Genomic DNA, 24,063 nt, shown 5'->3' on the forward strand with positions numbered 1-24,063 from the left:
CGGCGGCCGGACCTCGGCGCGGCCTGATCCCGCACGATCGGGCGCGGTGCAATCAGGCGCCGCACGACCAGGCCCGGTGCGATCAGGCCCGGTGTGATCAGGCCGGCTGCCATCGGGCCCGGCGCGACCAGGGGCCGCCCGACGTGCCGGGCGACCCCTGGGGCAGTGGATCGAGGCCACGGGACGGGCGCCGGGTCCGGCGGTCGGAGGCGCCGGGCCACGCCGACGGATCAGCGGGACGGCAGCGACAATTCCGCATAGTCCACTGTCGGCACGGCCCGGCGCCGAACATATTCACGTCTATCTGTTGACGAGTACGGGATCGACGACAATCATTACTCTCGCTGGATCGACGTACCATGAATGTCGGATCTGGTGGCATTTCTTACCCCTCGACGGGATCGCGCCGGGACTGCGATTCCGCCGGGCGACCATGCCCGGCGCACGCCCGGCTAATCCTACCGAGCTAATAGGAATTGTCGCCGCTCGCCCGAGGAGTCCGCCGGTGGACGGGAACAACGACGCTCCCGCACCGAGCCCGCCGAGGCCGGTGCAGAACGGCTCTGAGCTGCCCGAACAGCTCGCCCTGCACGGCGGACAGCCGGTGCGGCGCACGCCCTGGCCGACGTACGACAAGGGCGCGGTCTTCGTGCACACCGAGGACGAGGACGCGGCTATTCGCGCCGTCCGCAGTCACCTCTACTTCCGATACGACCATCGGCCGCCGAACGAAACCGAATGCGGGCGGTTCGAGGACGAACTGTGTCGCTATTTCGGCACCCGGCACGCGCTGGCCGTTTCCAGCGGGACCGCCGCACTGGCGCTCGCCCTGATGGGCGCCGGAGTGCCGCCGGGATCATTGGTGGCCTGCCCCGGATTCACTTTCGTCGCCACCCCCAGCGCCATTGTCCTGGCCGGTTGCCGGCCATTCCTGGTCGAGGTCGACGACGACCTGCGGATGGACCTCGACGACCTGCGCCGCCGCTGGCACCCCGAGATCCGCGCCGTCATGGTCGTGCACATGCGCGGCTTCGCCGCCGACGTCGAGGCGCTGTCCGCGTTCGCCGCCGAGATGGGCGTGCCGCTCATCGAGGACGCGGTGCCCGCGCTCGGCGCCGAACTCAACGGCCGCAAGCTCGGCACGTTCGGGGCCGCCGGGGCGTTCAGCACCCAGTCCGACAAGGCGCTCAACTGCGGCGAGGGCGGTTTCCTGATCACCGACGACAGCACGCTGTTCGCGCGGGCGGTGGCGCTGTCCGGGGCGTACGAGGGGCGGCTGCGGCGGCACTTCCCGGACGGCGAGCCGCCGCTGACCGGCCTGGACCTGCCGCTGCTGAGCCTGCGGATGGACGAGATCCGGGCGGCACTGCTGCGCGCCGAGCTGACCCGGCTGCCGCAGCGGCTGGCGCTGTTCCACCGCAACTACGCGCACGTCAGCGCCGCCCTGGCCGGGCTGCCCGGCATCGCGGTCCGGCGGCCGGTCGCGCCCGGGGCGTACCTCGGGGAGGCGTTCGTGTTCCGCGTACCAGGCGGCGACGCGGGCTGGTTCGCCCGCGCGCTGCGGGCCGAGGGGATCGACGCCCGCAACATCGGCGCGGACGACGACCTCAACGTGCGGGCGTTCTGGAACTGGCGGTTCCTGTACGACAGCGCCGACCCCGGCGAGATCCGCGCGACGCTGCCACGTACCGCACGGCTGCTGACCGAGACCGTCGACGTGCCGCTGTCGTCCAACCTCACGCCCGGGGACTGCGACGACCTGGTCCGCGCGGTCCGCAAGGTGGCCGCCGCCCGTGAGACAGCCCTGGTCGGGTCGTGACCGGCGCGCAGGCCCCCGCCCGGCCCCTGCCCCGGCTCGCGCTCGCCGGGCTGCTCGGCGGGCTGTTCACCGGCTACCTCGGACTGACAGCGGTGATCCCGGTGCTGCCCGGATTCCTGCGCGAACGGCACGACGCCGGCGACCTGACAGTCGGCGTGGTGGTCACGGTGACCGCGGTGACCGCGCTGCTGGTCCGGCCGGTCGCGGGCGCGCTCGCCGACCGGCACGGCCATCGGACGGTGATGCTGGCCGGGGCGCTCGTGGTGGCCGGTGGTGGCCTGCTCTACCTGGCCCCGCTGAGCGTGCCCGCGCTGGTCGCGGTCCGGCTGCTGCTCGGTGCCGGTGAGGCGGCGCTGTTCACCGCCGGTGCGGTGTGGATCGTGCAGCTCGCCCCGCACGAGCGGCGCGGCCAGCTCATCGGCCTGTACGGGGTGAGCATGTGGGGCGGCATCTCCGCCGGCACGTTCCTCGGCGCGACAGTGCAGCAGGCCGGGTACCCGGCGGTGTGGGTGCTCAGCGCGGTCGCCCCGGCGGTCGGCGCGGCGCTCGTCGCGCTGGTGCCCGCGCCGGCGCGTACCGCACCCGCGGCAAAGGGTGCCGGGCTGCTGCTGCGCCCGGCGCTGCTGCCCGGCATCGCGCTCACCTTCGGCGCCGCCGGGTACGCGGGTCTTGCCGCGTTCGTCGTGCTGCACCTGGACGCCCGGGGCATCGGTCACGGCGTGGTGGTGCTGAGCTGTTTCAGCGCCGTGTACGCCGGCACCCGCCTGGTCATCGGGCACCTGCCGGACCGGCTCGGCCCGCGCCGGGTGGCCGCCTGGTGCGGGGTCGGCGAGGCGGTCGGGCTGCTGGTCATCGCCGTCGCGCCGAACCTGCCGGTGGCGGTGGCCGGCAGCGTGGTGATGGGCGTCGGGTTCTCCCTGCTGCACCCGTCGCTGGCGCTGATGGTGATGAACCGCACCGACCCGGCGCGGCAGGGCGCGGCGATCGGGGCGTACACCTCGTTCTGGGATCTGGGCCTGGCGGTGTGGGGGCCGGCGACCGGCCTGGTCGCGGCCGGTCTCGGCTATCCGGCGGTGTTCGTCGCGGGCGCGGCCGGCGCGGCCGTCGCCGCCGCGATGGCGCTGCGCATCGGCCGGCCGGCGCCCGCGCCCGCCCAGGCGGCGGAGGTACGCGCGGCATGAGCCCACCGGTGACCGTCCTGAGCGTCAACGGCTGGTGCCGCAACGGCAGCACCATCATCGGCAACGTCCTCGGCGAGGCGCCCGGTGTGGTGCACGTCGGTGAGCTGCACTTCCTGTGGAAGAACTCGACCGGGCGCGGGGTGAACGACAGGTGCGGCTGCGGCGCCGCGCTGACCGCGTGTCCGCTGTGGTCGGCGGTGCTGCCGCTGGGCCGCCCGGCCGGGATGCCGGCGGACGCGCACGCCGCCGAGGTGATCCGCCGGCAACGCGCCCGGCTGCGGACCCGGCACACGTGGCGGGTGCTGCGCCGGGGCGCGTACGACGCGGACACCCGGGCGCACGCGGACCTGCTCGGCGCGGTCTACCGGGAGGTGGCCGCGCGCACCGGTGCCCGGGTCATCGTGGACAGCACCAAGATCCCCGGCGAGTCGGCGTTGCTGCCGCATGTGCCGGGCGTCGAGGCGTACTGGCTGCACCTGGTGCGCGACCCGCGCGCGGTGGCGCACTCGTGGCGGGAGCCGAAGGAGTACGTCTACGCGATGTCGGCGGCGCGCAGCACCGCGTACTGGCACGGGTTCAACCTCGCGTCGGCGGCGATCAACCGGCGGTACCCGGACCGGTCGGCGTTCCTGCGCTACGAGGACTTCACCGCCGACCCGGCCGGCACGATCGGCGCGCTGCTGCGGCTGGTCGGCGTGGACCCGGCGGCCAACCCGGTACGGGACCGGACCGTCGAGCTGCGCGGCAACCACACCGTCACCGGCAACCCGGACCGGTTCCGGACCGGGCCGACCGTCATCCGGGACCGCGACGACGGGTGGCGGCGCACGCTCACCGGCCGGCAGCGGCTCGCGGTGGCGGCGCTGGCCTGGCCGCTGTCCACCCGGTACGGCTACCGGTCCGGCGGGCCGGACGGCGACCCGGCGTACCCCGGCGCGGCGGCCCGCGTCGGCGAGACGGAGAGGTGAGGACGTGGATCTGGGGCTCAGGGGCCGGGTGGCGCTCGTCGCCGGCGGCACCAGCGGCATCGGGCTGGCCTGCGCGAGGGAGTTCGCCGTGGAGGGCGCGCACGTGGCGGTCTGCGGGCGTGACCCGCAGCGGCTGGCCGCCGCCGAACGGGAGCTGACGGCTGTGGCGTCCGGCCGGGTCAGCGCGACCGGCGTGGACCTCACCGACACCGGCGCCGCCGCCCGCTGGGTGGACCGGGTCGCCGAGGAGTTGGGCGGGGTGGACGTGCTGCTGGTCAGCGGCGGCAGCCCGCCCGTGGGCACCGCCACCGGGTTCGGCACGGACGACTACCGGGCGGCCGTCGACCGGGTGCTGCTGCCGGCGGTAGCGGTGTCGATGGCCGCGCTGCCGCACATGCGTGCCGCGGGCTGGGGCCGGCTGCTGCTGGTGGCCTCCGAGACCGCCTGCGTGCCGATCGGCCCGCTCGTGCTGTCCGGGGTGACCCGGGCGGCGCTGGTCCGCTTCGCCCAGGGCCTCGCCGTCGACGTGGGCCGCGACGGCATCACCGTGAACGTGCTCGCACCCGGCGGGGTGCGGACGCCGCCGATGGAACGCGCCGCGGCCCGGCTCGCCGGCGCGGACGGCGACGTCGAGGCGCGGCTGGCCGCGATGGGCCACCACAGCGCCGTCGGGCGGCTGGCCCGGCCCGAGGAGGTCGCCGCGGTGGCCGCGTTCCTGGCCGGCGAACGCGCGTCGTACGTGACCGCCGGGGTGCACCTGATCGACGGCGGCGCCGCCGCCACCGGCCCCGACCTGCCCCACCTCACCGGCGTCCGCAAGGACACCTACGCCTGACCCACCGACCGCCGCACAAGGGAGTGCCCATGTCCACGACCAGCCGGTTCACCGAGCGGGACGTCTCCGAGTTCTTCGACCAGACCACGCAGACGTACCTCAGCTTCTGGGACAGCGAGGGCGTGCTGCACACCGGCTACTTCGCCGGGGAGGACGACACCGACTACCACGCGGCGGCCGACCGGACCTCCGACATCCTGGCCGCGGACGCCGGGATCGACGCGTCGTCGAACGTGCTCGACGTGGGTTGCGGCTGCGGCAACTTCCTGCTGCGCCTGGCCGCCCGTACCGGATGCCGGGGCGAGGGGCTGGACCTGAGCATCGAGCGGGTGCGCTTCGCCGAGCAGCGGCGCGCCGAGCGGGGCGCCTCGCTTCCGGTGTCGTTCCGGCACGGCTCGGCCACCGCCCTGCCGTACGACGACGGCACGTTCACGCACGTGGTCAGTCAGGACGCGCTGTTCCTGGTGCCGGACAAGCCGCGCAGCCACGCCGAGATGTTCCGGGTGCTCGCCCCCGGCGGGGTGCTCGCGGTGTCCGACTTCCTCCAGCCCACCGAGCGGATCGGCGAGGCGGCCCGCCGGCACGTCTACGACCGGGTGCGCTGGAACGACGGCTACTCGCTCGACGGCTACCGCCGGGCGCTGACCGAGGCCGGGTTCGTGGACGTGGTCGCGCGCAGTCTCGACGCGCACATCAGGCAGACGTACCGGGTGCTGGGCCGCACCGCCCGGGAGCGCGCGGAGACGACGGCGGACGAGGCGGCGCGGACCTGGATCCTCGGCTTCGCCGACTCGTGCGACGAGATCCAGGCGGCGATCGACAGGGGCGAGTTCGGCTGGGGCATGTTCGTCGCCCGCAAGCCGGCCTGAGGGAGGGACAGCAGATGTCGCAGCGCACCGACACCGTGAAGCGGACGATCGCCGAGGTGGTCGCCGAGCGGAAGACGCAGATGTCGCCCGGCGCGACGTTCGTCGAGGCGTTCGCCAAGGACGGCTTCGACACCAGCGTCGACTACGACGTGACGATCACCGACTCGCTCACCAGTTCCCGGCGCAAGCCCCGCTACCCGTCGCGGAACATGCTCAAGGTGGTGGACCTGTCCCGGGATCCGCAGGACTACTACTGGCACGAGAGCCCGCCTCGCCCGGACGACCCGGCGGTGGACGGCGCGGACCTGCGCCGGGAGGCGGCCAACCACTTCCACCGCTCCCCCATCCCGCCGCTGCTCACCACCACCGCGTGGGTGCAGGTGCCGGACACGTTGTGGGAGGACCCGGTCAGCTTCGCGCAGTTCATCGACTACCGGCTGGTGGTGCGGCTGGCCACGGCCGAGAACCACACCATCCTGCGCGGCGAGGGCGGGCTGCTGACCATGCCGGACCTGGGCCGGCTCACCGACCCGGGACCGTTCGCGTCCACCGTCCTGGCCGCGTGCAACGAGGTCGAGCAGATGGGCAGCACCGCCGACGGGCTGATCATCAATCCGGCCGACTACTACCGCCTGCTGGGCAGCGGCTCGCTGATGCGGGACGTGGAGGACAACGGCGTGTTCATCGTGCGTACCCGGCTGGTCGACCCGGGCACCGCGATCGTCGGGGACTTCGGACACGGCGCGCTGCTGTTCGACGCCGGCCGGTCCACCATCGCGTTCGCCGAACCGCCGCCGGGCACGTTCGCCGAACCCGGTGTGGCACTGCGCGCCGAGATCTGGGAGCGGGTCGTGGTGAACCTGCCCACCTGCTTCTTCGTCGTGACGCTCTGACCGGCGGCGACTGATGACGACGCCGGGCCGTACCGACCCCGACGTGCTGGTGGTCGGCGCGGGCGTGGTGGGCCTGTGCTGCGCCTGGTTCCTGCGCCGCGCCGGGCTCAGCGTGACGGTGGTGGACCGGGGCGAGGTCGGCGACGCGGCGGCCTGCTCGGCCGGGAACACCGGTTTCGTCGGCACCCAGGGCTCGGCGCCGCTGGCCGAGCCGGGGGTGCCGGCCACCGGGATCCGCTGGCTGTTGCGCCCGGAGAGCCCGTTCGCGGTCCGGCCCCGGCTGGACGGCGCGCTGCTGGCCTGGCTCTGGCACTTCCGCCGGCACTGCACCGAACGGCACGCCCGCGCCGGGTTCGAGACGCTGCTCGCGCTCAAACAGCGCAGCCTCGCGCTGCTGCGCGAGATCTGCGCCGAGGACGAGCTGGCCGGGACGCTCACCGAACGCGGCATGATCCTCGCCTGCCACACCGAGCAGGGGTACGCGAAGGCGCGCCGGACGATCCCGGCGGCGACCGCGCGTGGCGTGCCGCTGCGCGAGCTGGACCGGGCCGAGCTGGCCCGGCTGGAACCCGGCGTCGACTTCGCGGTGGCCGGGACGCTGCTCAACGAGGAGGGCGCCGCGCTGCGCATCCCGGCGTTCCTGGTGGCGCTCGCGCGGGCGCTGCGGGCCCGGGGCGTGGACATCGTCACCGGCGCGGAGGTACGCGACTTCGAGGTGACCGGGCGGCGCGTACGCGCGGTGCGCACGGCCCGGGGCGAGCTGCGCCCGGCCGAGGTGGTGATCGCCGCCGGGGTGTGGTCGGCGGCCTGCGCCCGGATGCTCGACGTCGGGCTGACGCTGCAACCGGCGAAGGGCTACACCGTCACGCTGCCCGCCGGGCCGCGCACGCCCACCCGGCCGGTGCTGCTCAGCGAGGGCAAGGTCGCCGTGATGCCGCTGGGTGACCGGGTACGCGTCGGTGGCACGCTGGAGCTGTCCGGGCTGGACACGTCGATCTCACCGCGCCGCGTCGACGGGATCCTGCACACCGCGCGGCGGTACCTGCCGGCGCTGGACACCGGCCGCCGGCTGGACGTGTGGAGCGGCCTGCGTCCGTGCACCCCGGACAGCCTGCCGCTGATCGGGCGGGCCGACGGCTACGACAACGTCAGCGTGGCCACCGGGCACGGGCACATCGGGATGGGCCTGGCCCCGGCCGGCGGACGGCTGCTCGCCCAGCTCGTCTCCGGCGCCGAGCCGGACCTGCCGCTGGAGACGTTCGCCCTGGACCGCTTCCGGAAGGGGATCTCGTGAGCGACCGGCCGGAGATCGGCGTGCTCTGCCTCGACACCAGCTTCGACAAGATCCCCGGGCACATCCGCAACCCGGACACGTTCGACTTCCCCGTGCGCTACCGGGTGGTGGAGGGCGCCACCCCGCAGCGGCTGGTCCGCGAGGCCGACCCGACGCTGCTGCGACCGTTCGTCGACGCGGCCCGCGACCTGGAGGCGGCCGGGGTCGCCGGGATCACCGGGGCGTGCGGGTTCCTCGTCCTGTTCCAGGCCGAACTCGCCGCCGCGGTGCGCGTCCCGCTGTGGTCGTCGAGCCTGGTGCAACTGCCGATGGTGCACCGCATGGTCGGGCGCCCGGTCGGGCTGCTGGTCGCCGACGAGGCCGCCCTGACCCCGCGCCACCTGGCCGCGATCGGCGCCGCCGACGTCCCGGTGGCGGTCACCGGCATGGCCGGGCAGCCGGAGTTCCGCGAGGTGATGCTGGAGGGGCGGCGCGACGCCATCGACGTCGGGCGGCTGGCGGCCGAGGTGGACGAGCGGGTCGACGCGCTGGCCCGCGCGCACCCGGACCTGGGGGCGCTGGTCGTCGAGTGCACCGACCTGGTGCCGTTCGCCCACCGGATCCAGGCGCGGTTGGGTGTGCCGGTGTTCGACATCGTCACGCTGACCACGATGGCGTACGCGAGCCTCACCCGGCGGCCGTACCGTCCCGGTGGGTGACCGCGGGGCCGTCGCGCGGAAACCGGCTCCCGGCGCTCGTCCGGCGCTTAGCGTGGGACGAGGGGCGGCCTGCCCGGGACGCCGGTGAGCGGAGGGAGAACGCGGTGACGGAGCCGGAGGAGGAGCAGGAGAAGACCCGCAAGACCGATCGGGTGCTGTTCTCGCCCGACGGCGACCCGCACCACACGCTCGCCGAGGCGCCCCAGCCGGACGAGCACCTGCCGCCCACCGTCACCCGGGACGGCCACACCGACGTGCTCGACGACGAGCAGTGAGCGCACCGTCCCGCCCGGGCTCGTCGGCCGGGCGGGACGTGTCGCGGCCGGACCGGCGGATCGCCGTCACGCCGCCAGGACGTGCCGCGTCAGACCGGCGGGATGCCGGAGCGGCCGATGTCCGACATGTCGTCGCCGATCTCGGTCCGGGTGCCGGCCACCGGCCCGGCACCGGCCTCGGTGCGGTCCTCCACGCAGGCGTCGCCCAGCCCGTGCATCAGCTCCCCGACGACCGCGAGCGCCGAGCCCTTGTCCGGGCAGGGCGCCCCGGTGGCGAGCACCTGACCGTCGCCGCCGACGACCGTGAACCCCACACTGCCGTCGGCCTCGCTCTCGATGACGAACTTCACAGCGCTCCTCCCGCTCAGCTCACGCCGTGCGTCTGCAACCACAGCTCCAGCAGGCCCAGTTGCCACAACTTGTTGCTGCCGGCGGCGGCCTGGGCCCGGTCCGGCTCGGCCAGCAGCTCGTCGACGTACGCCCGGCGGAACAGCCCGCGCCGGCGCGCCTCGGGCGCACCCAGCGCCTCGACCACCAACTCTCGCACGGGACCGTCGACGTTGCGCAGCGCCGGCACCGGGAAGTAGCCCTTGGGCCGGTCGATGACCTCGGCCGGCAGCACCTCGCGGGCCACGTCCTTGAGCACACCCTTGCCGCCCTGCGCCAGCTTGTGCTCCGGCGGGCACGCCGCGGCGAGCGTGACCAGGTCCTGGTCGAGGAAGGGCGTACGCACCTCCAGCCCCCACGCCATGCTCATGCTGTCCACCCGCTTGACCGGGTCGTCGGGCAGCATCAGGTGGGTGTCCAGGCGCAGCACCGCGTCCACGGCGGTCTGCGCGCCCGGCGCGGCCAGGTCCGCGGCGACCAGCTCGCCGGAGGCGTCACCGTCGCAGGCGTACGCCGGTTCGACCACCTCGGTCAGCTCGGCGTGGTCGCGGTCGAAGAACGCGGCGGTGAACTCGGCCACCGCGTCCTCTCGGGGCGAGCGGGCCAGCCGGTGGTGGTAGCCGTAGCCGGCGAACACCTCGTCGGCGCCCTGGCCGGACTGCGCCACCTTCACGTGCCGGGCCACCTGCTCTCCGAGCAGGTGGAACGCCACCACGTCGTGGCTGCCCATCGGTTCGGTCATGGCCGCCACGGTGGCGCGTACGGCCGGACCGAGATCGCCGTCGGCGAGCCGGATGCGGTGGTGGTCGGTGCCGAACGTGCGGGCCACCAGGTCGGAGTAGTGGAACTCGTCGCCGGTCTCGTCGCCGCGGCTGTCGAAGCCGATGCTGAACGTCTGGAGGTGGTGCTGTCCGGCGTCGTCGAGCAACGCCACGATCATGCTGGAGTCGAGCCCGCCGGAGAGCAGCACCCCGACCGGCACGTCCGCGACCAGCCGGCGGCGTACGGCGGTGCGCAGCGCGTCCCCGACGGCGGCCCGCCAGTCGGCGGCGTCCATGCCGTCGTGGGTCGGGTCGCGCCGGTACTCGGGCCGCCAGTAGACGCGCTCCCGGCTGCGCCCGTCGGCCTCGATCACCCGGACGGTGGCCGGCGGCAGCTTGCGTATCCCGCGCAGGATCGTGCGGGGCGCCGGCACGATCGAGTGCCAGGACAGGTAGTGGTGCAGCGCGACCGGGTCGATGCCGGTGTCGACGTCACCGCCGGCCAGCAGCGCCGGCAGCGTGGAGGCGAACCGGATCCGGCCGGGCGACTCGGCGAGGTAGAGCGGCTTGATGCCGAGCCGGTCGCGGGCCAGCACGAGGCGGCGGCGCCGCCGGTCCACCAGCGCGACCGCGAACATGCCGACCAGGTGGTCGACGAACCGCTCCCCCCACTGCGCGTACGCCACCAGGATCACCTCGGTGTCGCTGGTGCTGCGGAAGGTGTGCCCGGCCGCGCGCAGCTCGTCGCGCAGCTCCGGGTAGTTGTAGACGCAGCCGTTGAAGACCAGGGCCAGGCCGAGGTCGTCGCGGACCATCGGCTGGGCGCCGGCCTCGGACAGGTCGATCACCGTCAACCGTCGGTGCCCGAGGGTGATCCAGCCATCACTCCACGTGCCCTCGCCGTCCGGGCCGCGTGAGCGCATGGCGGCGGTCATCCGGGTCACCGCGGCGGCGTCGGGGGCGGCCCCGTCGAATCTGGCCTCACCGCTGATCCCGCACATCTCAGCGTCCACCGGTCAGTCGGGGAGCACCCACCACGCCAACCTCCCGCCACGTCGTCTCCCGGGCGGTCCGCCGGGTACGGCGACTACCCGGCCTGTGGCGAAGGAAACCCGGATGGGCTGTTGGCGAGCCGGGCACGGCGCGCCGTCGTACGGTGGCGGTACGGGCCATGTCCCCGGGCGGTCCGGCCACGGGACGTGGCCAGGATCAACGACGCCTGCCAGGAGGACGTGTGTTCGCCAATTCCGAGGAACTCCTGCGATACCTCACCGACGAGGACGTGAAGTTCGTCGACGTACGTTTCTGTGACCTGCCCGGCGTGATGCAGCACTTCAACCTGCCGGTCGAGTCGTTCGACGACAGCGTGTTCACCGACGGTCTCGCCTTCGACGGCTCGTCGATCCGTGGTTTCCAGTCGATCCACGAGTCGGACATGCTGCTGCTGCCGGACGTGGCGACCGCGTTCGTGGACCCGTTCCGCACGCAGAAGACCGTCGCGTTGAACTTCTTCGTCCACGACCCGTTCACCCGCGAGGCGTACTCCCGCGACCCGCGCAACGTGGCGAAGAAGGCCGAGGCGTACCTGGCGGCGAGCGGCATCGCCGACACCGCCTACTTCGGCGCGGAGGCGGAGTTCTACATCTTCGACTCGATCCGCCACGAGACCTCGGCGCACCAGTCGTTCTACTACATCGACTCGATCGAGGGCGCCTGGAACAGCGGGCGGATCGAGGAGGGCGGCAACCGCGGTTACAAGACCGCCTACAAGGGCGGCTACTTCCCGGTGCCGCCGGTGGACCACTACGCCGACCTGCGCGACAGCATGGTCCGCCGGATGGTGGACGCCGGTTTCACCGTGGAGCGGTCGCACCACGAGGTGGGCACCGGCGGGCAGTCCGAGATCAACTACAGGTTCTCGACGCTGCTGCACTCGGCCGACGAGCTTCAGCTGTTCAAGTACCTGATCAAGAACGAGGCGTGGGCGCACGGCAAGACCGCCACGTTCATGCCGAAGCCGCTGTTCGGTGACAACGGCTCCGGCATGCACACCCACCAGAGCCTCTGGCGCGGCGGCGAACCGCTGTTCTACGACGAGACCGGCTACGCCGGCCTGTCCGACACCGCCCGCTGGTACATCGGCGGCCTGCTGCACCACGCCCCGTCGCTGCTGGCCTTCACCAACCCGACGGTGAACTCCTACCGTCGTCTGGTGCCGGGCTTCGAGGCGCCGGTCAACCTGGTCTACTCGCAGCGCAACCGCTCCGCGTGCACCCGCATCCCGGTCACCGGCAGCAACCCCAAGGCCAAGCGCGTCGAGTTCCGCGTCCCCGATCCGTCCAGCAACCCGTACCTGGCGTTCTCCGCCATGCTCATGGCCGGTCTGGACGGCATCAAGAACAAGATCGAGCCGCCGGCGCCGATCGACAAGGACCTCTACGACCTGCCGCCGGAGGAGTGGGGCGACGTCAAGCAGGTCCCGGGTTCGCTGCCCGAGGCGCTGGCGGCGCTGGAGACCGACCACGACTACCTGCTCGACGGCGGGGTCTTCACCGACGACCTGATCTCCACCTGGGTCGACTGGAAGAACGCCAACGAGGTCGACCCGGTGCGTCTGCGCCCGACCCCGCACGAGTTCGCGCTCTACTTCGACTGCTGAGCCGTACCGCCACCGCCCCCGCCACCCGCGGGGGCGGTGGTCGGCGGAAACGGCCTCGGGCCGGCCCCCGCCCTCGTACCGTCGAGACATGACTCCGCCTCACGACGACACGCCGACCGTTCCGTGCCGGTGGAGCCGTCGGTGAGGCCGCGGCCCACCACCACCGCCACCACCACCCCGCAGATCCCCACCGTCCTGACCCTCGGGGTGGAAGAGGAGTTCCTGCTGCTGGACCCGGCCACCGGCGAGAGCATGCCGGTCGCCGACCGGGTACGCGGCGCGCTGTCCGGCACCGCCCGCGAGCAGAGCCGGCAGGAGTTCCGGCACAGCATGGTCGAGATGGTGACGCCGGTCAGTCCCGATCTCGGAGAGCTGCGGGAGCACCTGGTCACGCTGCGCCGGGCGGCCGCGCAGGCGGCCGACGCGGCCGGGGCGCGGCTGGTCGCCGTCGGTGCCACCCCGGTCTGCGAGGCCCACCGCACGGTGCCCGACGAGCAGCGCTACCACGAAATGTCCCGCCGGTTCGGCCCGGTGGCCCACGACCCGGCGGTCTGCGGCTGCCACGTCCACGTCGGCGTGCCGGACCGGGAACTGGCAGTGCAGGTCTGCAACCACCTGCGCCCGTGGCTGCCGGTGGTGCAGGCGCTCACCGCGAACTCGCCGCTGCGCGACGGGCGGGACACCGGCCACGCGAGCTGGCGCTCGATGCAGCTGGAACGGTGGCCGAGCATCGGACCGACACCGCACTTCGACTCCGCCGCCGACTACGACGCCACGGTGGCGGACCTGATCACCGCCGGGATCATGCTCGACGCCGCGATGGTCTACTGGTACGCCCGCCCGTCCGCGGCGTACCCGACGGTGGAGGTCCGGGTCGGCGACGTGTGCCCCACAGTCGACGACACGGTGCTGGTCGCCGGGCTGGTCCGGGCGCTCGTGGCCACCCTGATCGACGACGTCCGCGCCGGTGTGCCCGCACCCCGCATCCGGGACTGCCTGGTCGCCGCCGCGCACTGGCGGGCCGCCCACGACGGCGTCGACGGCAAGCTCGTGGACCTGCGCTCCGGTCGGCCCCGGCCGGCCTGGGACCTCGTCGACGACCTGGTCGTCACCGTCACGCCCGCGCTGGCCCGCCACGGTGACCTGGATCTGGTCCGGCGCGAGCTGGACCGGGTGCGCCGGGACGGCACCGGCGCCACCCGGCAACGACGGATCATGGCCGGGACCGGCGGGGACGTCCGCGCCGTGCTCGATCACCTAGCCGCGCAGACCGTCTCGACGTGAGTCGATGACCTCCCCGGACCGGACCGGCGACCGGTCAGCGCAACCCGGCGAACAGGTCGTCCTCGGGTGTGGCCGCGCCGGTGGTGTCGCGAACCCGCACGAACGTCTCCATGCCCATCAGCTCGGTGAACCGCTCCTGCCCCAGGCGCAGGAAGAAGATGTTCTCCGCCTGGCTGGCGTGCGCGGCGAGCGAGGCGAACTTCTGCCCGCCGTAGCCGCTGGTGTCGACCCAGGTGGTGATCTCGTCGTCCGGCAGGCCCAGCGCCGGCATCTCGTCGGTCGCCTCCGGCTCGGGGAACTCCACCCCGATCTCCTTCATGACGGTGCCGAACTGCTGGAACGCGCTGCGCGGCACTGTGGTCCAGTAGACCTTGGCCGGAATGCCGGTCTGCTCCACAGCGGCCATGGTGATCCGGTGGGCCTGGATGTGGTCCGGATGGCCGTAGAAGCCGTTCTCGTCGTAGGTGACCACCACGTCGGGGCGGTAGCGCCGGATCAGCTCGGCCAGCCGGTCGGCCGCCTCGGCCACCGGCGTGTTCCAGAACGCGCCGGGCGCGTCGTTCGTCGCCCAGCCCATCATCCCGGAGTCGCCGTAGTCGAGCGTCTCCAGGTGGGTGACCTTGAGCGCCTCGCAACTGGCGGCCAGCTCGGCGCGGCGCATCTCGACCACGGCCTTCGGGTCGTGCCCGGGGTCGCCCGGTTTGATCCCGCCGGGACCGTCGCCGCACCCCCCGTCGGTGCACGTCACGAGCACAGTGGTGACGCCCTCGGCCGCATAGCGCGCCAGGACACCGCCGGTGCTCGTCGCCTCGTCGTCGGGGTGCGCGTGCACCGCCATCAGGGTCAGGGATCGATCGGTCACCCCGTCACCATACGAGCATCGGCCGACGAACTAGCATTGCCCGGTCCGCAGACGGCGACGGAAGCGAGGCGCGATGGGTTGGCTCCAGCGGTTGCTCGGTGGCGGACGGGTCGAACTGGACCCCGCACGTCAGCAGGAGCTCCTGCGGGACGTGCGGCGGTCCTACGGGGCGCACGCCCGCCTCCGGTTCCCGGAGCAGGCCGACGCGATCACCCGGCTGCTGTCCGATGACGACGGTCTCGTGGTGGCCGCCGGGATCGTCTGCGAGGCCGCCGACCAGTCGCACGCCGACCTCCAGGGCCAGGCGCAGGAGGTGTTCCGGCGCACCGGGCGGCGGCTGCTGGTGCACCGCCGCAACTACCGGCCCCTGTGGAAGGAGGCCGGACGGGCGCTGCGCTGGCCGCTCGGCGCGCTACCCAGCGGGCTGCACCCGTACGCGCAGGTCAGCGCCGCCGTGGCGGTGGTCGGCGGGCGAGCCGACCGGCTGGACCGGGTGACCGACCCGCAGCCGTTCGTGACGCGCCTGTTCGAGGTGCTCGACCTGACCACCGCCGGCTGGGAGTTCGGCCGGGTGCGTGTGGACACCGACAGCGCGACGCTCGTGGAGCGGCTGATGGGCACCGGCGCGCGGGTGCTCGCGACGATGGACGACCCGCCCCGGCTGCCGCCGGCGGTACGGGAGATGATGCGCCGCAATCACCGCATCGCCGTGTACGACCCGGCCGGTCCCCGCGTGGTCGGCGAGCTGAACCTGGGCGCGCGGCTGCGCGAGACGCTGCTGGCCTGACCGGCGGCACGCCCCGCCCCGGCCGGGTGGCCGAAGCGGGGTGCGTCGGTGCTCAGGTGGTCGTGCAGGTGAGGTTCGCCGGCGGGTTGTTGCTGCCGTTGACGGCACCGATGAAGCCGAACGTGGTGGAGCCGCCGGCCGGCACCGAGCCGTTGTAGTCGACGTTGCGCACCGTCACGTTCGCGCCGTTCTGGGTGTGTGTGCCGCTCCAGATCTGGTTGATCACCTGCCCGTTCGGGAACGTCCAGGAGACCGTCCAGCCGCGGATCGCGGTGGCGCCGGCGGTCACCGTGACCTCGGCCTGGAAGCCACCGGACCACGAGCCGGTGATCGCGTACGTGGCACGCGCGCCGGACGGCGCCGGGGAGCTGGTGGTGGGCGCCGGGCTCGGCGTCGTACTCGATGTGGGTGTGACGGTCGGGGTCGGCGACGGCGTCACGCCGGGCCGGGCCGCGCGGTAGGTGTGCCCGGCGCGGACGGTGAGCGCGACGACGTCGGACTCCGGCCGGGTGGTGGCGGGTGTGCTGCCGTCGGTGACGTCGGCGAGGGTGAAGCTCCCGGTGAACAGCCGGGACCGCAGTCGCAGCGTGCCGTCGCGGTCGGCGCGGACGGTGATCTCGTCGGCCTGGCCGCTGCTCCAGGTCAGCGACACCGTGTAGCCGCCCCGGCCGCGCAGGCCCGCGACCTGCCCGGCGGGCCAGGCGGGCGGCAGCGCGGGCAGCAGGTGCAGCTCGCCGGTGTGGCTGTGCAGCAGCATCTCGGCGATGCCCGAGGTAGCGCCGAAGTTGCCGTCGATCTGGAACGGCGGGTGCAGGTCGAACATGTTCGGCGCGAGCCGGTCGGTGCGTACCAGGTCGCGCAGGAGCTTGTGGGCGCGGGCGCCGTCCTCCAGCCGCGCCCAGAAATTGATCTTCCAGGCGAGGGACCAGCCGGTCCCGTCGTCGCCCCGCAGCTCCAGCGTCCTGCGGGCGGCCTCGTACAGCGCCGGGGTGCCGCGCCTGGTGATCTGGTTGCCGGGGTGCAGCCCGTACAGGTGGGAGACGTGCCGATGGGTGCGTTCGGTCTCGACCCAGTCGGCCAGCCACTCCTGCACGTTCCCCCGCGAGCCGACGCGGCTCGGCGGCAGCCGGTCCCTGGCGGTGCGCACCTGAGACCGGAAGGTGGTGTCGACGCCGAGCACCTCGCTGGCCCGGGCCGCGGCGTCGAACAGGTCGCGCAGGATCTGGTTGTCCATCGTCGGGCCGGCGCAGACGCTGGCGTTCGCGTGGTGCGCCAGCTCCGGCGAGTTCGACGGGTTCGTCACCAGGTAGCCGAGCGTCGGGTGGGCGACCAGGGTGTCGAGGAAGAACTGGGCGGCGCCCTTGAGCGCCGGGTAGTTGGCCTGCAGGAAACCGCTGTCGCCGGTGAACAGGTAGTGGTCCCAGATGAGCGTGCTCAGCCAGGCCCCGCCGGTCTGCCACATGCCCCAGAACGCGCCGTCCACGACCGACGCGCCCCGCCAGGCGTCGGTGTTGTGGTGGGTGACCCAGCCGCCGGCGCCGTACTGCGCCTGGGCGACCCGCGCGCCGGTCACGGTGAGGTCCTTGACCATGTCGAAGACCGGCAGGAAGCACTCGGACAGGTTCGTGGTGTCGGCCGGCCAGTAGTTCATCGGCAGGTTGGCGTTGACCGTGTACTTCGAGTCCCAGGACGGCGTCAGCGAGTCGTTCCAGACGCCCTGGAGGTTCGCCGGCTGGGTGCCCGGCCGCGAGGAGGAGATCAGCAGGTACCGCCCGAACTGGAACAGCAGCGCGGCGAACTGCGGGTCGTTGGTGCTCGCGTGCTGCGCGATCCGTACGTCGGTGGGCTGGTCGGCGGCGGCCGTGCGGCCCAGGTCGATCGTGACCCGGTCGAACAGCGCCTGGTAGTCGGCGCGGTGGCGGGTGCGGAGCTGGTCGACGGCGACGCTCTTGGCGGCGTTCAGCCGGTTGCGGGCGATGCCCTGGTAGTCGCCGTTGACGGTGCGGTAGTTGACGTAGCTGGACCCGATCGAGACCAGGACCGTCACGCTGGTGGCGCCGGACACCCGCAGCGTGCCGCCGGAGCTGCTGACCGTGCCGCCGGTGACGGCGGCGTTCGCCAGCGCGAGGAACCGTACCGAGCCGGTGACCCCCTCCATCGACCCGGAGACGCCGTCGAGCGCGACGGTCGCGCCGTCCGGGCTGGACACGGTGGTCCGCTGCGGGCTGTCGAACGCGGCGGAGAACGTGATCGCGTTCGCGCGGTCGGCGGTCAGCCGGAGCACCATGACCTGGTCGGGCGCGCTGGCGAACACCTCCCGCTGGTACCGGACGCCGCCCTGCACGTACGTGGTGGTGACGGTGGCGGTGGTGAGGTCGAGCGTCCGGTTGTACTGCGTCGCCCCGCTCGCCGAACCGAAGGCGAGCCGGAGGTCGCCGACGGTCTGGTACGCGAGCTGACCACCCGGGCTGCCCATCATGGTCTGGTTGATCAGGTCCTGGGCCGAGGTCCACTGGTCGGCGAAGACCCGACGCCGGATCTCGGCCAGGTTGGCCGCGCCCCTGGTGTTCGCCGAGTCGTACGGGCCGCCGGCCCAGACGGTGTCCTCGTTGAGCTGGAGCCGTTCGGTGTCGACGTTGCCGAACACCATCGCGCCGAGCCGCCCGTTGCCGATCGGCAGGGCGCGCAGCCAGTCGGTGCCGGCCGGTTCGTCGTACCAGAGTGCCAGGTCGTTCGCGGCCAGCACCTGTGGTGGCGCCGCCGAGCCGGCGCGTGCGGCGGCGCTCCAGGCGGCCGGCACCAGCGCGGCACCGGCCCCGGCCGCGCCGGCCTTGAGGATATTCCTTCGGGTCACGTCGGACATGGTCTTCTCCTCGCAGGCGGGTCGGGTGGTGGTGCGGCCGGTGCGCGGGCGGGCCGGCGTCGGCCCGCCCGCGCACCGGGTGCGGTGGCTACCTCGCGCAGGCGACGCCGTTGAGGGTGAACGCCGCCGGTGCGGCCGTGTTGCCGGTGTGGTTCGCCTGGAAGCCGAGGCTGACCGAGGCGCCGGGCGCGATGGTGGAGTTGTAGGAGACGTTGCGGGCGGTCACCTGACCGGAGCCGGGCGAGTAGGTGGCGTTCCAGCCGGAGGTGATGGCCTGCCCGCCCGGCAGGGTGAAGACCAGCGACCAGCCGTTGATCGCGCTGCCGCCGGTGTTGGTGAGGGTGAGGTCTTCGGTCAGGCCGGTGTTCCAGGCGTTCACCGTCGCGGTGACCTTGCAGGTGACGCCGGACGGCGGCGGGGTGGTCGGGCCGGGGGTGGTCGGCGCGGGCGTGGTGGGCGGCGGCGTCGTGCTCTGGAACTGGGTGAAGAACTGCCACGTCTCCCCCGGCAGCCAGGTACGCGAGCCGCTGTCACCCGGCGCGCCGTCCTGCGGGGCGGCGATGTGTCCCTCGTCGAAGGCCGCCCACACCACCGGGTACCCCGCCCGGCAGCCCGCGTACGTGGTGGTGCGGTGGCTCAGGCTGCCCTGGCCCGGCTCGGGCGGGTTCTGCGTGGCGCAGCCGTTGTTGCGGACGAACCGGTCGCGCATCGTCCGCCCGCCGGCGATGCCGAGGACGCCGTCGCGGATGCCGTGCGCGGCGAAGTACGCGGTCGGCTGGGTGCCGCCGCTGCATCCGCTGAGCTGGCCGCCGGCGTAGACGGCCACCGCCCGGAAGACGGTGGGCCGGGCGCAGGCGACCGCGTAGCTCATGGCGCCGCCGTAGCTGAACCCGAGCGCGAAGCGCTGGCTGGTGTCCACGCACAGGCCGGCGTCGACACGGCGCAGGATGTCGTCGACGAAGGTGATGTCCTCGCCGCCGGCGTTGGCCCAGCCGTTGTTGAGCCCCTGCGGCGCGACGAAGATGGTGCTGTTGTTCGCCAGCCGCTGCAACCCGTAGTACGACCACACGTCGCGTTGGACGGTCTGGCCGGTGGCGACGTCGGTGGCGGTGCCGCCGCGCCAGTGGAAGCCGACGACCAGCCGGTACTGGCGGTTGACGTCGTAGCCGTCGGGCACCCGCAGGATGAACGTGCGGTTCTTGCCGCTGCTGGTGACGGTGTGCGTCCCGCTGGCCAGCGTCGGGGCCTTCCCGCAGCCGGCCGTCGCGGCCGCCGCGCCGACGTCCGCGGCCCGGGCGCTGCCGCCCAGTGAGCCGCCGACCATGGCGGCGCCCATGCCCAGGGCCAGCAGGATCGCGGCGGTGACCGACCCGGCTCTCGTTCTGCGCTTCGACATCTGAGGTCTCCTCCGGTGATGGTGGGGTGGGCCGGTCTAGCGGAACTGCCACCAGTTGACGTTGAGCAGGTAGCCGCTGCCGCCGGCGAAGCGCAGGAACACGTCCTGGGTGCCGGTGGCGCCACTGACCGGGCAGGTGACCGTGGTCCACGTCTGCCAGCCGCCGGTGCCGCCGACGGCGCAGGTGCCGGCCACGGCGCCGGTGGGGCTGCCCAGCCGCACCTCGATCCGGCCGCCGGCCGTCGCCGAGGCCACCCGGGCGGTGAACGAGCCGGCGCCGGCGCCGAACGCGACGCCCTTGACCTTGATGTAGTCGCCGTTCTCGATCCAGCCGACGTTCCTCCCGCCCTCGCTCGACGGTTCCGTCTCGACGCCGGCGGACCAGGCGATCGTCTCCGCCTCCTGGCGCACGTACGGGTTGAGCGTGCCGACCTGCGGTGCGCCGGCGCTGGTCATGTTGATCGTCGGGATGGTGCCGTCGGAGCGGTAGCTGAACTTCTCCACCGCCACGGACCGGGTGAAGCCGCCGCCGCCCTGCAGCGCGCCGTTGTGGTAGAAGAAGTAGGAGCCGCCGTTGAAGTCGATGATCGAGGCGTGGTTGGTGAAGCTGCCGCCCTGGCGGGGCATGATCGTGCCGCGGTAGGTCCACGGACCGGTCGGGCCGGGTGCGGTGGAGTAGCCGATGAACTCCGAGCAGCACTCGGCCGCGAAGACGTTGTAGTAGGTCCCGTTGCGCTTGTAGACCCAGGGCCCTTCCTCGTACAGCGTGGGACGGCTGGTGTTCCCGCTGCGGGCGCCGAAGCCCGCTGTGGTCAGCGGGATCTGGGTCGGGCCGCCGGAGAACGACACCATGTCGGCGTTCAGCCGCACGTACCAGAGGTTCGGGTTGCCCCAGTACAGGTACGCCTGCCCGGTGTCGTCGACGAAGGCGTGCGGGTCGATCTCACCGTTCTCCACCAGCGGACGGCCGATGGCGTCCCGGAACGGGCCGGTCGGGCTGTCGGAGACACCGACGCCGATCGCCATCCGGCCGGTGGCCCGGTTCTTGACCGGGACGTACCAGTAGAAGCGGCCGTTGCGGTAGACGGTCTGGCCGGCCCACGCGTCGGCGCTGGCCCAGCTGAAGGTGGCCAGGTTCATCGGCGAGCCGTGGTCGGTCCAGTTGACCATGTCGGCCGACGAGTAGACCCGCCACTCCTTCATGGTGAAGTAGGTCGAGCCGTCCTCGTCGTGGCCGGTGTAGAGGTAGACCCGGCCGTTGTGCACCAGCGCCGCCGGGTCGGCCGTGTAGATGGTCTGGACGACGGGGTTGTCCGCGTGGGCGACAGCAGGCGTCAGCGCGACCGCGCAGAGCATGCTCGCGAACAGCGCGACACCGCGTCGCAGGAGTCTTCTGGTCATGACGGCCTCCTCGGTCAGGGCGTGATGCGGAAGGTGGCGTCCTGGCGGTCGCTCGCGCTCGACGCCGAGCCGAGTGGGTCGATCCGCAGCAGGTAGTTGGCGTGCCGCAGGTAGCGGTCCGGGAAGTTGTGCGACCGGAACGACGTCCACGAGGCGTCGGCGAGTCCCGCGGTGCGGTGGAAGGTGGCGTCCGCCCGGAACGTGGCCGACCCGTCGTTCGGGTCGAGGCGGATGGCGTAGTTGCTGTGCCGCAGGAAGCTGCCCGGCCGGTTCACCGACTCGAACGACACGGCGGCGGGGTCGGCCAGGCCGGCCACCATCCGCCACATCTGGTCCTGGTAGGGATCGAACGGGTACGCGTCGACGCGGCCGACCCCGTTGCTGTGCCGTACCACGTGGTCGGGCAGGTTCGACGACTTGAGCCGGACCCAGTTCGGGGTGCCCCACCGGGAGATCATCGCGTTGTACTCGGCGTCGCTGATCCCGACGATCGAGCCGTGCTTGGCGTTCAGCGGCGGCGTGTAGTCGCGCTGGTTGAGCGCGGTCCACGAGTTGCCGCCGATGTTCGAGGTGGACCAGATGTAGTAGTCGGCGTTGACCGGGCTGAACGAGTCGCCCCAGAGCCGCCAGCCGCTGCCGTCGTTGTTCTTGACCAGCAGTGGCGCCTCGATCGCGTTGCCCTGCCGCAGTCCACTCGTGTACGTGGTGAAGCTGTTCGGCGCGCCGGTCGAGGAGCGGGCGCCGTGCAGCAGGCCGGTGGACAGGTTCTTGTAGTAGAGGTACGTGGTGCCGCCGTCGACGACGACGTCGCCGTCGAGCACACCGAAGCCGGGGCTGAAGAACACCTGCTGCGGGCCGACTGTGACGAAATCGCTTGTGTAGTTGACCATGAGCACGTCGCCGCCGCTGTTGCAGGAGTAGACGATGCCGTACTGGCCGCGGCCGGCGTCCCAGAACGCCGTGGGCGCCCAGGTGTGCGAGCTGGGCAGCGTGTGCATCCGGATCCGGCGGTAGCCGGTGAGAGCGGTCAGGTCGGTCGAGTCCCACACGTGCAGGTACTGGCTGTTCAGGCCGAAGTTGGTGCCCTTGAGATCGGTGGCCAGGATGACGAACCTGCCGTCCCGCTTGCGGAACACGAACGGATCCCGCAGGCCCATCTGCCCCTGCGTCGGGGTGACCACCGGGTTGTTCTGGTTCAACGGCGTCCAGTTCAGACCGTCCCGGCTCACCGCCAGGTGCAGCCCGTAGTCCGCGCCCTGGAAGTTCGGCGTCTCGGTGAAGTAGGCCATCGCGTACGCGGTGTTCGCCGCCCAGGCCACGCCGGGAAGGCCGGTGACCGACGCCGCGGTGAGTGCGCCGGATGCGGCCACGGCCTTGATGAGTGCTCGTCGACTGATCGCCACGGATCGGAACCCCTCTGCCGCCACGCTCGTGCGCGTGGATGGGTGGGACGTGATGACGCGGGCCGGACCGGCGTCTGATGTCGGCAGGAAGGGCTGGTGTTAGCGCTAACAGGATGCTGCCCAGGCATCCTTTCCGTACGCGCTCCGCCACCCCACCGGCGTCGGGCTCCCGTCCGTGCGCCGCATCTGCCTATATGGACTCTCATGGATGGAGGCGTCGGCCGTCAAGATGTGACGAACAGGTTTCGCGAAAGTTCCCGCGGAAAGCCGGAGATCCACGACCCGACCCGGCGAAGTCCTCCGGGGCGCGAAATGTTATCGATAACCTTTCGCGGGCGGTCTGAGCGGCCCGTACTCGCCCTCGCGCCGCAGCCATAGACTTCCCTCGTGATCGAAGAAGGACCGCGGCCGCACCTGCGCAAGCCCCGGCGCGGTGACCTGCCCCTCGCGACGATCGCCGAACTCGCCGGAGTGTCCCCACCCACCGTCTCCAAGGTCCTCAACGGCCGGCGCGGGGTGGGCGAGCAGACCCGTCAGCGGGTGGAAGCCCTGCTCCGCGACCACGGCTACCGGCGACGGCAGACCACCGGCGCGGCCCTCTGCGTCGAGGTGGTCTTCCACCGGATGCTGTCCTCGATCGCCATGCAGATCCTGCGCGGCGTCCAGGAGGTCGCCGCCGCCCACGACCACACCGTCGGCTTCACCGACGTGCACCGGCTCGTGTCGGCCGGGCTGCCCTGGGCGGAGCAACTGCTGGTGCGGCAGCCGACCGCCGTCATCACGGCGTTCGCCCTGGTCACCGCCGAGGACGGCGAACGGTTCGAGGCCGACGGGATACCGCTGGTCGCCATCGACCCGACCGGCGACCTGTTCCCCACCCCCGCCGTCGGGTCCAACAACTGGAGCGGCGCGCTCGCCGCCACCCGGCACCTGCTCGAACTCGGCCATCGCCGGATCGGCGTGATCACCGGACCGGTCCGGGACCTGTCCGCGCGCGCCCGGCTGGACGGGTTCCACGCCGCGCTGGACTACGCCGGTGTCCCGTTCGACCAGAGCCTCGAACAGCGGGGCGTGTTCACCTTCGAGGACGGCCGCGACCTCGGCGCTCAGCTGCTCGCCCGGCCCGACCCGCCGACCGCTGTCGTCTGCGGCGACGACCTGCAGGCGATGGGCGTCTACGCGGCGGCCCGGGACGCCGGTCTGCGGATACCGGAGGATCTCAGCGTGGTGGGCTTCGACGACGTCGAGCAGGCGGCCTGGCTCGCGCCACCGCTGACCACGGTGCGGCAGCCGTTCGCCGAGATCGGCGCCACGGCCGCCCGGCTCGCCCTGACCCTGGCCGACGGCCGCGCCCCGGCCCAGGAGCGGTACGAACTCGGCACCACTCTCGTGGTACGGGCCAGCACCGCGCCGCCGTCGCGATGACCC

At 72.7% G+C, this 24,063-nt stretch carries 20 protein-coding genes; 13 read left to right on the plus strand and 7 right to left on the minus strand.

Annotation, left to right across the window (positions count from 1 at the left end; all coding sequences use genetic code 11):
• The first annotated feature begins 505 nt into the window (after positions 1–505).
• From FHX31_RS16670 to FHX31_RS16710, 9 genes are all read left to right on the plus strand, one after another.
• Positions 506–1,819 carry a DegT/DnrJ/EryC1/StrS family aminotransferase gene (locus FHX31_RS16670; protein WP_071095413.1) on the plus strand — a complete coding sequence of 438 codons (1,314 nt, stop codon included), beginning with the start codon at positions 506–508 and terminating at the stop codon, positions 1,817–1,819.
• Positions 1,816–3,000 (plus strand): MFS transporter, encoded by a 1,185-nt coding sequence (locus FHX31_RS16675; protein ID WP_184976720.1) that lies wholly within the window; start codon positions 1,816–1,818, stop codon positions 2,998–3,000. The genes FHX31_RS16670 and FHX31_RS16675 overlap by 4 nt, the downstream gene beginning before the upstream one ends.
• On the plus strand, positions 2,997–3,968 hold the full coding sequence (locus FHX31_RS16680) for a sulfotransferase (protein WP_184976721.1): 972 nt from the start codon (positions 2,997–2,999) through the stop codon (positions 3,966–3,968). Before FHX31_RS16675 ends, FHX31_RS16680 begins: the two co-directional genes overlap by 4 nt.
• Positions 3,969–3,972: 4 nt before the next feature.
• The gene (locus FHX31_RS16685; protein WP_091328540.1) at positions 3,973–4,803 is read left to right on the plus strand and encodes an SDR family NAD(P)-dependent oxidoreductase; all 831 of its coding nucleotides are present in this window, start codon (positions 3,973–3,975) and stop codon (positions 4,801–4,803) included.
• Positions 4,804–4,832: 29 nt separating this feature from the next.
• On the plus strand, positions 4,833–5,672 hold the full coding sequence (locus tag FHX31_RS16690; RefSeq protein WP_030268995.1) for a class I SAM-dependent methyltransferase: 840 nt from the start codon (positions 4,833–4,835) through the stop codon (positions 5,670–5,672).
• A 14-nt stretch (positions 5,673–5,686) separates the two neighbouring features.
• The gene (locus FHX31_RS16695) at positions 5,687–6,565 is read left to right on the plus strand and encodes a family 3 encapsulin nanocompartment shell protein (RefSeq protein WP_184976722.1); all 879 of its coding nucleotides are present in this window, start codon (positions 5,687–5,689) and stop codon (positions 6,563–6,565) included.
• 13 nt (positions 6,566–6,578) lie between these two features.
• Positions 6,579–7,859, plus strand: a complete 1,281-nt coding sequence (locus FHX31_RS16700; protein ID WP_184976723.1) for an FAD-dependent oxidoreductase — start codon at positions 6,579–6,581, stop codon at positions 7,857–7,859.
• Positions 7,856–8,557 carry an aspartate/glutamate racemase family protein gene (locus tag FHX31_RS16705; RefSeq protein ID WP_184976724.1) on the plus strand — a complete coding sequence of 234 codons (702 nt, stop codon included), beginning with the start codon at positions 7,856–7,858 and terminating at the stop codon, positions 8,555–8,557. Before FHX31_RS16700 ends, FHX31_RS16705 begins: the two co-directional genes overlap by 4 nt.
• 104 nt (positions 8,558–8,661) lie before the next feature.
• A complete protein-coding gene (locus tag FHX31_RS16710; protein WP_013285860.1) occupies positions 8,662–8,832 on the plus strand; it encodes a hypothetical protein in 171 nt (56 codons plus the stop codon).
• Between the two features lie 89 nt (positions 8,833–8,921).
• On the opposite strand, the gene FHX31_RS16715 is transcribed toward FHX31_RS16710, so the two are convergent.
• Both FHX31_RS16715 and FHX31_RS16720 read right to left on the minus strand, forming a co-directional pair.
• Complete coding sequence (locus FHX31_RS16715) at positions 8,922–9,182, minus strand: YegP family protein (protein ID WP_013285859.1); 261 nt, start codon at positions 9,180–9,182, stop codon at positions 8,922–8,924.
• A 14-nt stretch (positions 9,183–9,196) separates the two neighbouring features.
• The gene (locus FHX31_RS16720) at positions 9,197–10,981 is read right to left on the minus strand and encodes an N-acetylglutaminylglutamine amidotransferase (protein ID WP_184977804.1); all 1,785 of its coding nucleotides are present in this window, start codon (positions 10,979–10,981) and stop codon (positions 9,197–9,199) included.
• Positions 10,982–11,214: 233 nt separating this feature from the next.
• On the opposite strand from FHX31_RS16720, the gene glnA reads away from it, so the two are divergent.
• Both glnA and FHX31_RS16730 read left to right on the plus strand, forming a co-directional pair.
• Entirely contained in the window at positions 11,215–12,639 is a 1,425-nt protein-coding gene (glnA, locus tag FHX31_RS16725; RefSeq protein ID WP_184976725.1) for a type I glutamate--ammonia ligase, read from the plus strand.
• Positions 12,640–12,780: 141 nt separating this feature from the next.
• On the plus strand, positions 12,781–13,923 hold the full coding sequence (locus tag FHX31_RS16730) for a carboxylate-amine ligase (RefSeq protein ID WP_184976726.1): 1,143 nt from the start codon (positions 12,781–12,783) through the stop codon (positions 13,921–13,923).
• Between the two features lie 34 nt (positions 13,924–13,957).
• On the opposite strand, the gene FHX31_RS16735 is transcribed toward FHX31_RS16730, so the two are convergent.
• Positions 13,958–14,785 carry a PIG-L family deacetylase gene (locus tag FHX31_RS16735; protein WP_013477132.1) on the minus strand — a complete coding sequence of 276 codons (828 nt, stop codon included), beginning with the start codon at positions 14,783–14,785 and terminating at the stop codon, positions 13,958–13,960.
• A gap of 73 nt (positions 14,786–14,858) precedes the next feature.
• On the opposite strand from FHX31_RS16735, the gene FHX31_RS16740 reads away from it, so the two are divergent.
• On the plus strand, positions 14,859–15,572 hold the full coding sequence (locus FHX31_RS16740; RefSeq protein ID WP_184976727.1) for a hypothetical protein: 714 nt from the start codon (positions 14,859–14,861) through the stop codon (positions 15,570–15,572).
• A 52-nt stretch (positions 15,573–15,624) separates the two neighbouring features.
• Here the strand turns inward: FHX31_RS16740 and FHX31_RS16745 are convergent, their stop codons facing one another.
• From FHX31_RS16745 to FHX31_RS16760, 4 genes are all read right to left on the minus strand, one after another.
• Positions 15,625–18,435, minus strand: a complete 2,811-nt coding sequence (locus tag FHX31_RS16745) for a glycosyl hydrolase family 95 catalytic domain-containing protein (RefSeq protein ID WP_184976728.1) — start codon at positions 18,433–18,435, stop codon at positions 15,625–15,627.
• Positions 18,436–18,523: 88 nt separating this feature from the next.
• Positions 18,524–19,831, minus strand: coding sequence for a CE1 family esterase (locus FHX31_RS16750; RefSeq protein WP_184976729.1), 1,308 nt, complete (start codon positions 19,829–19,831; stop codon positions 18,524–18,526).
• A 36-nt stretch (positions 19,832–19,867) separates the two neighbouring features.
• Positions 19,868–21,232: a glycoside hydrolase family 43 protein gene (locus tag FHX31_RS16755; RefSeq protein WP_184976730.1), complete on the minus strand. Its 1,365-nt coding sequence runs from the start codon at positions 21,230–21,232 to the stop codon at positions 19,868–19,870.
• A 14-nt stretch (positions 21,233–21,246) separates the two neighbouring features.
• Positions 21,247–22,635 (minus strand): glycoside hydrolase family 43 protein, encoded by a 1,389-nt coding sequence (locus FHX31_RS16760; RefSeq protein ID WP_184976731.1) that lies wholly within the window; start codon positions 22,633–22,635, stop codon positions 21,247–21,249.
• 387 nt (positions 22,636–23,022) lie between these two features.
• Here FHX31_RS16760 and FHX31_RS16765 point away from each other — a divergent pair, with 387 nt between their 5' ends.
• Positions 23,023–24,060, plus strand: coding sequence for a LacI family DNA-binding transcriptional regulator (locus FHX31_RS16765; protein ID WP_013285849.1), 1,038 nt, complete (start codon positions 23,023–23,025; stop codon positions 24,058–24,060).
• Positions 24,061–24,063 lie beyond the last annotated feature (3 nt).

It is taken from the genome of Micromonospora sp. CNZ286 (assembly GCF_014207755.1).

Excerpts from the sequence above, each read along its gene's own strand:
- FHX31_RS16680 (WP_184976721.1), top strand. The coding sequence starts at position 2,997 with ATGAGCCCACCGGTGACCGTCCTGAGCGTCAACGGCTGGTGCCGCAAC.
- FHX31_RS16690 (WP_030268995.1), top strand. The coding sequence starts at position 4,833 with ATGTCCACGACCAGCCGGTTCACCGAGCGGGACGTCTCCGAGTTCTTC.
- FHX31_RS16695 (WP_184976722.1), top strand. The coding sequence starts at position 5,687 with ATGTCGCAGCGCACCGACACCGTGAAGCGGACGATCGCCGAGGTGGTC.
- FHX31_RS16700 (WP_184976723.1), top strand. The coding sequence starts at position 6,579 with ATGACGACGCCGGGCCGTACCGACCCCGACGTGCTGGTGGTCGGCGCG.
- FHX31_RS16720 (WP_184977804.1), bottom strand. The coding sequence starts at position 10,981 with ATGTGCGGGATCAGCGGTGAGGCCAGATTCGACGGGGCCGCCCCCGAC.
- FHX31_RS16740 (WP_184976727.1), top strand. The coding sequence starts at position 14,859 with ATGGGTTGGCTCCAGCGGTTGCTCGGTGGCGGACGGGTCGAACTGGAC.
- FHX31_RS16745 (WP_184976728.1), bottom strand. The coding sequence starts at position 18,435 with ATGTCCGACGTGACCCGAAGGAATATCCTCAAGGCCGGCGCGGCCGGG.
- FHX31_RS16750 (WP_184976729.1), bottom strand. The coding sequence starts at position 19,831 with ATGTCGAAGCGCAGAACGAGAGCCGGGTCGGTCACCGCCGCGATCCTG.
- FHX31_RS16755 (WP_184976730.1), bottom strand. The coding sequence starts at position 21,232 with ATGACCAGAAGACTCCTGCGACGCGGTGTCGCGCTGTTCGCGAGCATG.